We start from the raw sequence: 12792 nt of genomic DNA, 5'->3' as shown, positions 1-12792 counted from the left end.
CTGTCGCGTGTGGAGGCTTCCCCGCGGGTGAAGGCGGCGGTCAGCGCGAGGTCGGCGATAACGCGGTGGCCCCGCCGCGGGCGCGGCGGGGCCACCGGGTCGAGCGGGGTCGGCTACCGCGGGCGTGGGGTCAGGCTTGCCTCGATGGTGTTGCCCGGACCGGTGGTCAGGGCGCTGATGAGGCTGGTCAGGACACCGCATCCGCGCAGAGCGGGAATCGTGTAGGTGCCGGTCAGGGTGCCGCCCGCCAGCGGGTCGAAGTTGGGCTTGGACCGCAGGGGGATGGTGGCGGGGTCCTTGGTCTGGCACTGGGGGCTCTGGGCGATGGGGAAGCCCAGAATGCTGACCTGCGGGAGCTTGATCGTCACCGTCGACGTGGACGTCAGCACCCCGCCGGCCAGCGAGCCCGTGGTGCGCTCGACGGCGACGAACTGGATCTTCGCCGAGGCCGGGATGAAGCCGAAGACCCTGAATCTCCCGCTGGTCGGGTTGAGCGCCAGGTCGGCGGTGAAGCCGCCGGTGGCCAGGTCGAGGTCGGCGTCGATGCCGCCCGCCAGGGAGACCGTGCCGTTGGCGGCCTTGATCGTGGACTTGCCCTTGAGGTCGTAGCCGTACTCGATGATGGTCGAGTCGCGCTTCTGGGTGCGGGCGGTGACCGGCGCGGAGGCGTCCGAGGTGTTGCCCGCGGCGTCCTTGGCCACCACGGTGAAGGTGTACTCGGTGTCGGGGGTCAGGTTCGCCACCGTGGCCGAGGTTCCGGTCGCGGTCGCGACGACCGTCGCGCCGTCGCGGACCTCGTAGCCGGTCACCCCGACGTTGTCGCTCGCGGCATCCCAGGCCAGGGTGATGCCGGTCGGGGAGGCGCCGGTGGAACGCGGGGCGCCGGGGGCGGTCGGCTTGGCGGTGTCGGGGGCCTGGTCGGTGCGGACCGACAGCGCGGCGCTGGGGGCCGAGGTGTTGCCCGCGGCGTCGCGGGCGACGACGGTGAAGGTGTAGGCGGTGTCGGCGCTCAGGCCGGTGACCAGCCTGGTCGTGCCGGGCACCGTGCCCAGCGACGTGCTGCCCCGGAACACCTCGTACTCGGTCACGCCGACGTTGTCCGACGCGGCGTTCCAGGCGAGGGCGACGCTGGTCTCGGTGGTGTCCGTGGCGCGCAGGCCGCCCGGCGCGGACGGGGCCTGGGTGTCGGGGGCGGCGGCGGTGCGGCCGGTGACCTCGGCGCTGGCCGGGGAGGTGTTGCCCGCCGCGTCCTTCGCCACGACCGTGTAGCGGTAGGCGGTGTCCGGGCTCAGACCGTCCACAGTGGCCGTGGTGGCCGACGTGCTCGCCACGGCGGAGCCGCCGGAGCGGACCTCGTAGGCGGTGACGCCCACGTCGTCGGTCGAGGGCAGCCACGACAGCGTGATGCTGGACTGGGTCGCGCCGGTGACCTCCAGGCTCGACGGCGCGCTCGGCGCCTGGGTGTCGGGCGCGGCGGCGGTGCGGGCGGTGACGGGCGCGCTCGCCGCCGAGGTGTTGCCCGCGGCGTCCCTGGCCACCACGGTGAAGGAGTACTCGGTGTCGGCGCTCAGACCGGTGACGGTGGTCGAGGTGCCCGCGACCTCGACGGTCTCCGAGCCGTAGGACACGACGTAGCCGGTGACGCCGACGTTGTCCGACGCCGCGTCCCACGCCAGGCCGACGCTGTCCTGCGCGGCGCCGGTCGAGCGGAGGTTGACGGGCGCCGAGGGCGCCTCGGTGTCCGGCGACGCCAGCGTGCGGACGGTGACCTCCGGGCTCGCCGGGGACGTGTTGCCCGCCGCGTCCTTCGCCACGACGGCGAAGGTGTACTCGGTGTCGGCGCTCAGCCCGTCCACAGTGGCCGATGTGCCCGCGCCGCTCGCGACGACGTCGCCGCCGGAGAGCACGTCGTAGCCGGTCACGCCGACGTTGTCGCTGGAAGCCGCCCAGGACAGCTGCACGCTGGTCTGCGTGGTGTTGGCCGCGGTCGGCGCGCCGGGCGCGGTCGGCGCCTGGGTGTCCGGGACGGCGGCGGTGCGGGCGGTGACGGGCGCGCTCGCCGCCGAGGTGTTGCCCGCGGCGTCCCTGGCCACCACGGTGAAGGAGTACTCGGTGCCCGCGCTCAGTCCGTCGACCACGGCCGAGGTGCCCTCGACGCTCGTGACCACCTCGCCGCCGGAGAGCACGTCGTAGCCGGTCACGCCGACGTTGTCGGTCGAGGCGGGCCAGGACAGCGCGATGCTGTTCTGGGTGATGTCACCGGCGGTCGGGGCGCCTGGGGCGGTGGGGGCCTCGGTGTCCGGGGCGCCGGTGATGGTGAAGGTGTGCAGCACCGTGCTCTGGCCCGCGGCCGGGGTGCAGTCCGCGGTGAAGGTGCCCAGGCCGGTGTCGGTGCCGTCGGCCCGCTTCGGGGTCATGGTCAGCACCAGGTCGTGCACCGACAGGGTCGCTGTGCCCGGCTCGTCGAAGCGCAGCGCGGGGGCCGACCCCGCGGCGTCGACCACGAGGTCGCCGCCCACCGGCGGGATGGCCTGCCTCGGCACCACCGTGTTCACCGCGACGGCGAGGTGGCCCTGCGGGGCTTTCACCAGCGACGTGGCGGTCGCGCTGCCCTCGACGGTCTCCGCGCCGACCAGCCGCAGGCCCTGGGTGGCCGTGGCGCCCGCGTTGGAGACGGCGGTGATGTCGATGGCGGGGGTGAAGGCGCCCGCGGCGATCTCGCCCGGCAGGTCGGCGTCGATGTCGACGGTGACGTTCTGGTTGCCGATCAGGGGGAACGGACACGAGTAGACCTGGCGCAGCGGCGGGGTGTCGCCGACGCCGCCGGGCTCCTCGGGGGCGACGGCCGCGCCGGTCACCTCATAGGTCTGCAGGGTGGTGTCCTGCCCCTCGGCCGGGGTGCAGTCCGCGGTGAAGGTGCCGAGGTCGGTGGGGGTGCCGTCGGCGCGCAGCGGGGTCATCTCCAGGACCAGGTCGGTCACCGTGAGGGAGGCGGTGCCGGGCTGGTCGAAGCGCAGGCCGGGCGCGCTGCCCGCGGCGTTGAGGATGAGGTCGCCGCCGATCGCGGGGATCGGCTGGTTGGGCACCTGGGTGGTGACCTGGACGGTCATGTCGCCTTGGCCGCCGGGGCCGCGCACCGTGGAGGTCGCCCGCGCCACGCCCTGGATGGTCTCGGCGCCGACGAGGCGCAGGCCCTGGGTGGCGGTGGCGCCCGCGTTCGAGACCGCGGTGATCGCCAGCGGCGGGGTGAAGGTCCCGGCGGCGATCGTGTCCGGCTGCTCGGTGCGGATGTCGACGGTGACGGTCTGGTCGCCGATCAGCGGCAACGGGCACGAGTAGGTCTGCACGAGCTCGCCCTGCGCGGCCGAGCCGGTGCCCGAGCCGATCACCAGGCCCGCGGCCACCAGTACGGCGGCGCCCGCGGCGGCGATCCCGGTCGTCAGTCTCTGGGGATGTCTTCTGTGTTCCACGGTCATCCTCCCTGACGCCGAGCGCACGCCAGAAATAAAGGGGGTTCGGGGTCGGCGCGTGTTCACGACACGCTACGGATCGCCAAATTAACCAGGGTTACAGATAAGCACAAGCATTCCGAATGCACACGGGTCCGCACGGCCGCGAATTGTCACTCCAGGCCAATTCCGGACACCCGTCACTGCACGGTGGATACACACGTCAGAGCCGGTAAACACCCCGCGTCGCGGCTATTCCGAAAAGGCTACCGCCTAGTCCGTTGAGCGCAACGACACAACGTGGTGAGCGTATGCTTTTATCGGCGGCCAAGCATGTTCGACAGCGGAACTGTCACCTGCGGAGCACAAAACCCCGGAATCCGGCGATGTCACCGGATTCCGGGGTGTGCGGCGGTCTAGTCGGCGGCGGCCCAGCCGTCGAGCATCTGCCGGGCGATGGAGGTCTCGCCCGGCAGGCGCAGGCCGGGCAGCTCGCCGCCCGCGGCCAGCGCGGCGCGCACCTGCGCCCTGGGCACCCAGCGGGCCTCCTCGATCTCGCCGTCGGCCAGGCGCAGCGGCTGCGCGGGATCGGCGACGGCGGCGAAGCCGATCATCAGCGAGCGCGGGAACGGCCAGGGCTGGCTGCCCAGGTAGCGCACACCGCGCACCGTGACGCCCACCTCCTCGGCGACCTCGCGCTCGACGCACGCCTCCAGCGACTCACCGGCCTCCACGAACCCGGCCAGGACCGAGTAGCGCTCAGCAGGCCACACCGGCTGGCGCGCGAGCAGCACCCGCTCACCGTTGACGCCCGCGCCGTCGTGCACCAGGCAGATGACGGCCGGGTCCGTCCTGGGGTACTCCTCGCGGCCGCAGCCGCTGCACGTCGTCGCCCAGCCGCCCGCCGAGCGCAGCACGGCGGCGCCGCAGCGGGCGCAGAACCGGGCCTTGGCGTGCCACGCGCGCAGCGCGACCGCGGTGGTGAACAGCCCGGCCGCGGTGTCGTCCAGCAGGCCGCCGACGGCGCGCAGGTCGTGCCACTCCGTGCCGTCGGGCGTGCGCGCGCCGGGCCAGCGGCCCCACGAGTCGGGCAGTGGCACCGCCTCCCCGATCAGCGCCTCGTCGGCGGGCACCGCCCAGTGGCCGACGCCGTCGAGGGTGCCGAGCAGCACCGCGTCCTCGGGCAGCTCCCCCGCCGCCGGCCGCAGCAGCAGCGCGGCGTCGGGGGTGGTCCGCACCGGGGCGCGGCCCTGCCGGTCGACCGGCAGGACCTGTCCCTTGGCCCACAGCTCGGCCAGCACGGCGGGGTCCTTGCGGACCTCGTCGTCGCGCACGGCCGTGGTGCGGGCGAGCGCGGGCGTGCCCGCCAGGGCGAACGGGCTCACCCTCGGGTCACGTCGCCGAGCAGCTCCAGCGCGTCGAAGCCGTCCGGATCGCCGACCACGACGCCGGTGAACCGGGTCGGGGCGAAGAAGCGGCGGCCCGCGTCGGCGATCTGCTCGGCGGTGACGGCCCTGATGCGCTCCGGGTGCTCCAGCAGCCAGTCCAGGCCCAGCCCGAAGGGAACCAGCCCGGACAGCTGCGAGGCCAGCCCGCCCTGCGAGGCCGTCGAGGTCAGCAGCAGGCCGACCGCGTACTGGCGGACCGTCTCCACTTCGGACTCCGACGGCGGCTTGATGCCCAGCCTGGCCAGCTCGTAGCGGATCTCCAGCAGTGCGCCCGCCGTCACCGCGCCCGCGGTGTCGGTCTCCACGAGCAGGGTCGCCCCGCTCGGGGTGAACTCCGAATAGGACCGTGCGTGGTAGGTGTAGCCCTTGTCCTCGCGGATGTTCTCCACCAGGCGCGAGGAGAAGAAGCCGCCGAAGGCCAGGTTCGCCAGCTGCAGCGCGGCGTAGCCGGGGTCGGTGCGCGGGATGGCCTGCGCCGAGAGCCGGAACTGCGACTGCACCGCGCCCGCCCGACCGACCAGGCGCAACGGGCCCGGGGTCAGCTCGGGCAGCTGCGGCAGCACCACCGCCGAGCGCTCCGAGGACCAGCCGCCGAGCGCGCGCTCCACTCGCGACACCACGTCCTCTGGGTCGAGGTCGCCCACGACGACCAGCACCGCGCCGCGCGGCACCACCGAGGCGGCGTGCAGCGAGCGGACCTCGCCCGCGTCGACGCCCGCGACGTCGGCGGCCTCGGGCATCTCGCGGGTGAACGGGTGATCGCCGTAGCGGTGGCGCTGCAGCGCCTTGCGGGCGATGACCGACGGCTGCGACTCGGCCACGGTGATCCGCTCGACCAGCCGCTCGCGCTCGCCGAGCACCTCGTCGTCGCGGTAGACCGCGCCGGTCAGCACGTCGCCGAGCACGTCGAGCAGGGTGTCGAAGCCATCGGCGAGCGCGTTGCCCGACAGCGACAGCAGCTCGGGGTCGACGCCGGCCGACAGCTCGCCGCCGACCAACGCCAACTCGGTGTCGACGGCGACCCTGTCGCGGCGCTCGGTGCCGGTGAGCAGCGCGGAGGCCAGCACCTCCGCGCGTGCGGCGTGCAGCGGGTCGGCGCCCGCGAACGGCACGCGCAGCCGGACCTCGACCATCGGCACCGTGGGGTGGCGCACGGCGAGCACGCGCAGCCCGTTGGCGAGCACGGTGTCGACGGCGGCGGGCCGGGTGGCCGGGCGCTGCTCGCCGAGCGGCGGCAGCGGCCTCGGGCCCAGCTCGGTGCGGCCGATCTGCTCGGCGGTGCGGCTCACTGGTCTCCTCCTGCGGGGCGGGGCCTGCGGATGGTCACGGGGGTGGACGGCGGGTTGGTCACGGGGGCGGACCGGGCGGGGCGGCGCCTACCGGGCGACGGCAGCGGCCTCGGGCCCAGCCCGGTGGGGCCGATTCGCTCGGTGGCTCGGTTCATCGGTCTGCGCCTGCGGGGCGGGGCCGGCGGGTGGGGGGTGCGCCGGTCACTGCTTGCCCGCCGGGGTGATGGTGAGGACGGCGCGTGAGTCTGGGCGTAGGGACTTGGCGGCGGCGGAGACGGCGTCGGCGGAGACGGCGGCGAGGCGTTCGGGTAGGGCGTCGATCATCGCTGGGTCGCCGTGCATCAGTTCGAAGGCGCCCATGGCCAGGGTGCGACTGACCAGGCGGTCGTGCTCCTTGTGCAGGCTGGCCTTCCAGCGGGCGGTGACCTTGGCCAGTTCGTCGGGCTCCGGCGGGGTGGCCGCGACGCGGTCCAGCTCCTCGTCCACGGCGGCCAGGACGCGGTCGACCTCGACATCCGGGGAGTGGATGGCCGTCACGGTGAACACGTCGGGGTCGCGGGCCTCGAACGGGCCGAACAGGCCGCACCCGGCGTTGATGTCGGTGACGATGCGGTCGCCGTAGACCAGGCGCTGCTGCAGGCGCGAGCCGTCGCCGTCGGCGAGCAGGCCTGCCAGCACCAAGTGGGCGAGGTAGCCGTCGACCTCGGTCACCGGGTCAGGGACGCGGTAGCCGACGGCGAGCGCGGGCAGCGGGGCCAGCGGGTCGGGGTGGTCGGCGCGCAGTTCGGCCGACGGCGGCGGCTCGGCGAAGGAGGGGCGCTGCGGCTTGGGCCGGGCGGGCACGTCGCCGAAGTGCTTCTCCACCAGGGCCTTGGCGTTGTCGACGGTGAAGTCGCCCGCGACGGTGAGCACCGCGTTGGCCGGGGCGTAGTAGGTGTCGAAGAACGACGCGCAGTCGGCGACCGTGGCGTCCTCGAGGTCCTCGAAGCCGCCGTAGCCGTTGTGCGCGTTGGGGAAGGTGGTGAACAGCACCGGGGGCAGCAGAATCCAGGGGAAGCCGCCGTAGGGCCGGTTCAGCACGTTGAGCCGGATCTCCTCCTTCACCACGTCGATCTGGTTGCGGAGGTTCTCCTCGGTGAGCTTGGGGGCGCGCATCCTGTCCGCCTCAAGGAAGAGCGCGCGCTCCAGGGCGGCCGAGGGCAGGACCTCGAAGTAGTCGGTGTAGTCCGGGTGCGTCGACCCGTTGAAGGTGCCGCCCGATGACTGCACGTGCCGGAAGTGCGCCAGCTTCTCCAGGCTCTCGCTGCCCTGGAACATCAGGTGCTCGAAGAGGTGGGCGAAGCCGGTGCGGCCCTCGGGCTCCGAGCGGAAGCCGACGTCGTAGTGCACGCTCACGCCGACCACCGGCGCGGTCGGGTCCGGCGCGAGCACCACGCGCAGGCCGTTGGCCAGTGTGTACCTGTGCAGCTTCTCGGAAACGGTCACGCCGCGAGCCTACGGGAGCGGGCCCGACGGCCGTCAGTTCGAGTTCCGGGCCTGTGGACAACTCAGGGGACGCCCCCGCGAGGGCGTCCCCTGAGGTCGGGAGGTGTCAGGCGCGCTTGCGGCGGCGCGCGACGATCAGCAGCCCGCCGCCCAGGCCCAGCGCGGCCAGGCCCAGCAGCGCCATCCCGGTGACGGCCGCGCCGGTCACCGGCAGGTCGTCGTCGTCACCGGGGCCGGGCACGGGCGGGGTGCTCGTGGGCGCGGTGGTCGGCGGGGTGGTGGTGCCGGAGGTCGGCGGCGCCGTGGTGGTCGTCGTCGGCGGCTGGTCCTCGTCGCACTCGACGGTGAACTCCTCGCGGGTCTTGAGCCCGTCACCGGTCAGCGTGGCGACGTAGGTGCCGTCGGCGAAGGCGTTGTCGTAGCGGGTCCACTGGTACGGCCCGTCCTTCGGGAAGGTCACCGTGTCGTCGAACTCCGGCTTGCCCTCCACGGAGAAGGAGCGCTCGGCCGGGTACGGGCCGACCGCGTAGTAGCGGAAGGTCACCGCGGACTCGCCGTCGACGCAGCGGACGACGACCTGCAGGCCGTCGGTGTCGGGCTTGACGTCCTCGCAGGTGTCGACCACGACGTGGGTGGCGGTCTCGGTGCCGTCGGAGCCCACGACGGTGATCGGGTAGTCCCCGCCGGGGAACGGGCCGAGGTCCACCGTCTCGTCCCACTGCGACGGCACGGTGACGGTCTCGGACTTGTCGCCCGCGGTCACCACGTACTCGACGTCACCGCGGTTCGGGTTGGTGATCGACACGCGCACCGACGCCGGGCTGGTGATGTCGTCCTTGTCGTCGCAGCGCGCGTAGGCGAAGATCTCCGGCTTGTTCTTGGGACCGCACTTGACCTCGAAGGTCTTCTTGATCGGCGCGTCCAGCGAGTCGCCGGTGAGCACGGCGGTGTAGCTGCCGTCCTCGAACAGGTTCTCGGTGATGCGCAGGTACAGCCCGCCGCCGAGGTCCTCGGGCTCGTACACCGTGCCGGGCGAGCCGTCGACGTTGAGCACGTACTGCTGGCTGTCGCCGGTCTCGGGGTTGGTGACCTGGAAGGTGACCACGCCCCAGCCGCCCGCGCACTTGACCTGCACGTCGAGCGTGGGCTCGGCGGGCTCGGGCGCGGTGCAGGACTGGACGCTGACCGGCGTCTTGTCCGCCGGGCCGTCGTAGCCCTCGAGGTCGATGGTGTAGTCGCCCGCGTTCACCTTCTTGAAGACGGTGAACGGCGTCTCCTGCTCGGGGTGGGTCTTGGTGACCTGGGCCTTCTTGCCGGAACCGGTCAGGTTCACCGTGAACTGCTCGTCCGGTCCGTCGAGGAAGACCGAGACGTTCGCCTTGTTCCCCTCGCACTCGGTGATGACGCGGACCAGCACCTCGGGCTGGGGGGTGTCTTCCTGCGCGAGGACGATCGGCGCGGTCGCGGCGGCCAGGGTGAGGCCTGCCGCGACGGCGAGGACCGCTCTGGTCACGGTGGTGGGCAACGAGCCTCCCCGGTTCGGGTACCTGCGCTAACGAAATCTGGCGCACGGTAACCCACGAGGTGATAACGACTCGACACCGACCCGTCGGAGCTGGTCAGCGCTTGCCGAACACCCCGTCGAGCTCGTGGACAAGAGCCGTGAACCGGTCGGCGAACTTGCGCTGGTCGAAGCGCTGATCCTGCGTCCCGTACCAGTACAGGCCGCCGGTGAAGGTCGGCGCGTTGCGCTCCAGCCACTGCGCGGTCTCGTCCAAGGCGACCGCGTAGGGCAGCGACCGGGAGAAGACCAGCTCGCGGTCGGCGGCGGGCACCTTGTCGGGCCGGGCGGCGCGCAGGTAGCCGTGCAGGCCGCGGACCTGCTGGAGCAGCACCGCGCCGCGCCTGGTCCGCGCGGGCAGCAGCCGCCCGCCGAGCACCAGGCCAACGCCGCCGATCAGCACGGCCACACCGAGCAGCGCCGGACCGCCGCTCAGCGCCAGCGCGGCGGTGAGCGCGGCGCCGACGGCGGCCAGCCCGACGCCGGCGATCCCGACCTTGCCGAGACCGGTGGGCTTGCGGGAGAGCCAGCTGCGGGAGACGGCGTCGGCGTAGACCGCCGAGCGCGCGCCGTCCAGCGCCGGGGGGTTCTCGCGCAGTCCGGAGACGGTGGCCGCGTCGGTCCCCTCCGGCAGCAGCGCGGTGTAGACGGCGCGCTCGTAGCCGGTGAGGGCGTCGTCGGCGGCGTTGCGGCGCACGAGCTGCCAGTCCTGGCCCGCCTCGGTGATCCACAGGTAGTTCCGCACGGCGAGGTCGACCACGGTCGCCGTCAGGTCGCGCGGGTCGACGCGCTCGTCGATGACGGTGCCCGCCTGACCGGGCAGCACGCCGTCGGGGGAGGCGAAGGCGACCCGCTCACCCGCCCCGACCAGCACGTCCACCGGCACTCCCTCGGCGGCCAGCGCACGGGTGTCGCGGGCGCGGGCGGTCAGCACGACGGCGAACCCGCCGATGAGCAGCAGCAGCACCAGGCCCAGGCCCGCACCGCTGAGCGGGGTGAGCGCGAACGGGCCGACACCCGCCGCGCCGCCGACGAACGTCGCCGTGACCGGGACCATGCCCGCGGGCAGAACCGCGGAGATGTCGACGCGGGCGTCGGCGTCGAGGTTGGAGTGCACCACGCGCAGGATGCCGCCCGCGTCGGTGACCGCGGCGTCGCAGCGGTCCTCGGTGCCCGCCATCCCGGCCAGGCAGACGAAGTCGCGGCCGGGCTTGGGGGTCAGCAGCGAGGTCCTGACGAAGATCAGCTTGGTGTCCCAGCCGCTGGCCGCCTGCCAGCGGAACTGCTGGTGGTCGCCGACGTCGGCGACCGCGCCGTCCACCTTGTACGTGACGGTCGACGCGCCCTCGTTGAGCCGGATGACCAGGTTCTCGCCGCTGACCTCGGCGGTGCCGTTGCCCTCGACCTTGGCCTCGCGCACGGTGAAGACGCGCTCGCCGATGCGCAGCGGCGCGGTGCGGTTCATCGTCTCCTTGGCCCCGACGATGACCTGCTCGGTGACGCTGAGGCTGCCGTCGCGCTCCAGCTTCAGCTGGATGTTGACGCTGCGCGGGAGCACGACCGGCACGCCGGGCGGGCGGGTCGGCCGCGGCTGGCCGGTCGACGGGGGCACCGGCTCGATGATCGGCGGGTCGTCCTCGCCCGCGGGCGGACCGGGGGTGGGCAGCGGGAACTCGAAGGACGGCGCGTCCGGCGGCGGTGAGAACGTCGGCTGTCCGCTCGTGACTGTGATCCCGGCCGCGACCAGGCCGGCGGCGATCCCCCATTTGGTCAACACGCCTGCGAACGATAGCCGAGCCCCCTTATGCTCACCCGCGATCTCGGACATCTGGGGGGAACCAGTCATGACGCAGCCGCCGTACGGGCCGCCGCCCTGGAACCAGGGGCCGCCGCGGTACCCGGGCCACCCGCCCGTGCCGCCGCCCCGCCCGGTCGCGCCGCCCCCGTACGCACGGCCGCTGCCGCCGGGTGTGCAGCACCCTCCACAGCAGACCGCGCCGTATCCACAGCAGACCTACGGGCAGCCGCAGCAGCAGGGCATGCCGCACTACGGGCAGCCCCCGTACGGTCGTCCCCAGTACGGCCACCAGCCGTGGCCGCACTACCGCCCGATGCCGCCGCCGAAGTCCAACACGGGCGTGATCGTGGCCGTGTCGCTGGTCGGCGTGCTGATCCTCGCCGCGGGCCTGGTCGGGGCCATCGGCATCGTGAACGAGTCCGGCTACGACGACGTGGGCTACTCCAAGCCGACCTACTCCCCGGGGTACACCACGTCCACGGACTACTCCTCGCCGACGACCGAGTACACGACAAGCACGACGACAACCACCACCGAGACGACAACCACCACCGAGACGACAACCACCACCGACTACACCACCACGACGACCACCCCCGCGGGCCCGCAGCCGGTCTACACCCTCGGTGACAACCCGTTGCACCGCAGCGACAACGGCACGAACGCGGCGAAGTGCGCCATCCCCGCCTGGCGCAGCGACGCGGCGAGCGCGAAGGCGTTCTTCACCGCCGTGCTGCCGTGCATGGAGGCGGCGTGGGCGCCCGCGATGGAGCGCGCCGGATTGCCGTACGTGACCCCCGGGCTGGAGTTCCCCTCGGGCAGCAACTGGGAGAGCCCGTGCGGCGGGGTCGCCGCGGGCACGTGGTCGGCGTTCTACTGCGGGCAGAACAACACGATCTACATGCCGTTCGAGGGTCTGAGCACGGACACCATCGGCAACCAGCCGGGCCGCTACCTGGCGCTGTTCGGCCACGAGTTCGGCCACCACATCCAGTGGATGTCCGGTGTGCTGCCCACCTACCACGAGGCGAAGTACGAGGCGGGCGACCAGACGGCGAAGGGCCTGGAGCTGTCCCGGCGGGCCGAGCTGCAGGCCTCCTGCCTGGGCGGTATGTGGTACGCCGGTGCCTGGAACGGCGGCGGGATCAGCGACGCCCTGGTCGACCAGTTCCTCTACGACGGCTACGACCGCGGCGACTGGGACTCCAGCAAGCCCCGCGACCACGGCTCACCCCAGAACAACGGCGCCTGGCAGGAGCACGGCTACCGCAACAACCGCGGCAACTACTGCAACACCTGGCTCGCCGAGAGCAAGCACGTCAGCTAGCGGCGGGTCTTCGGTACAGCGCGGCGAAGCCCGCGCCCGCCATCCCGGCGAAGACCGCGAGGACACCGCCCAGCATCCGGGCGTCGGTGGCCGCGCCGTGGCGGGCGTCGCCGAGGTGCACGCCGTCGTCGGTGATGGTGAGGACGACCTCCTCGCCCTCGCGGTGCCCGCAGGCGTCGAGCTCCGCGCGCTCGGGGACGCCGTCGCGCTCGAACTCGACCTCCTCGGCGCGGCCCGCGTCGGCGCAGGAGACGGCGGTGACCACCTTGCCGAGTGCCTGCCAGCCGTCGGCGGCCACCGACCAGGTGCCGTACGCGCCGAGCAGGGCGAGCAGGACGGCGACGAGCACGCTGAGCACCGCGACCACGCCCGCCAGCCCGGCGGGCGAGCCCAGCACCTGTGGCACGCGCACCCCCGGATACTCGCACCCCGCGC

8 protein-coding genes are annotated in these 12792 nt (G+C 73.2%); 1 reads left to right on the top strand and 7 read right to left on the bottom strand.

Annotation, left to right across the window (positions count from 1 at the left end):
• Positions 1-113: 113 nt before the first annotated feature.
• The 6 genes from ACFPM7_RS09970 to ACFPM7_RS09945 form a co-directional block, all read right to left on the bottom strand.
• The gene (locus tag ACFPM7_RS09970) at positions 114-3470 is read right to left on the bottom strand and encodes a fibronectin type III domain-containing protein (RefSeq protein ID WP_378246224.1); all 3357 of its coding nucleotides are present in this window, start codon (positions 3468-3470) and stop codon (positions 114-116) included.
• Between the two features lie 395 nt (positions 3471-3865).
• Positions 3866-4834 carry an NAD(+) diphosphatase gene (nudC, locus tag ACFPM7_RS09965; RefSeq protein WP_378246222.1) on the bottom strand — a complete coding sequence of 323 codons (969 nt, stop codon included), beginning with the start codon at positions 4832-4834 and terminating at the stop codon, positions 3866-3868.
• Complete coding sequence (locus ACFPM7_RS09960) at positions 4831-6186, bottom strand: M16 family metallopeptidase (protein WP_378246220.1); 1356 nt, start codon at positions 6184-6186, stop codon at positions 4831-4833. Before ACFPM7_RS09960 ends, nudC begins: the two co-directional genes overlap by 4 nt.
• Positions 6187-6387: 201 nt before the next feature.
• Positions 6388-7671 (bottom strand): M16 family metallopeptidase, encoded by a 1284-nt coding sequence (locus ACFPM7_RS09955; protein ID WP_378246218.1) that lies wholly within the window; start codon positions 7669-7671, stop codon positions 6388-6390.
• A gap of 106 nt (positions 7672-7777) precedes the next feature.
• Positions 7778-9196, bottom strand: coding sequence for an LPXTG cell wall anchor domain-containing protein (locus tag ACFPM7_RS09950; protein WP_378246216.1), 1419 nt, complete (start codon positions 9194-9196; stop codon positions 7778-7780).
• 94 nt (positions 9197-9290) lie between these two features.
• Positions 9291-11009 (bottom strand): DUF2207 family protein, encoded by a 1719-nt coding sequence (locus ACFPM7_RS09945; protein ID WP_378246214.1) that lies wholly within the window; start codon positions 11007-11009, stop codon positions 9291-9293.
• 67 nt (positions 11010-11076) lie between these two features.
• On the opposite strand from ACFPM7_RS09945, the gene ACFPM7_RS09940 reads away from it, so the two are divergent.
• Positions 11077-12357 (top strand): neutral zinc metallopeptidase, encoded by a 1281-nt coding sequence (locus ACFPM7_RS09940; protein WP_378246212.1) that lies wholly within the window; start codon positions 11077-11079, stop codon positions 12355-12357.
• Here ACFPM7_RS09940 and ACFPM7_RS09935 read toward each other — a convergent pair.
• On the bottom strand, positions 12350-12769 hold the full coding sequence (locus ACFPM7_RS09935) for a hypothetical protein (protein ID WP_378246210.1): 420 nt from the start codon (positions 12767-12769) through the stop codon (positions 12350-12352). The two genes, ACFPM7_RS09940 and ACFPM7_RS09935, sit on opposite strands and share 8 nt — an antisense overlap.
• Positions 12770-12792 lie beyond the last annotated feature (23 nt).

This window comes from Actinokineospora guangxiensis (genome assembly GCF_042657845.1).
Taxonomy (GTDB): domain Bacteria; phylum Actinomycetota; class Actinomycetes; order Mycobacteriales; family Pseudonocardiaceae; genus Actinokineospora; species Actinokineospora guangxiensis.
The sequence above is the reverse complement of the archived record's forward strand: the minus strand, read 5'-3'. Positions and strand labels throughout refer to the sequence as shown.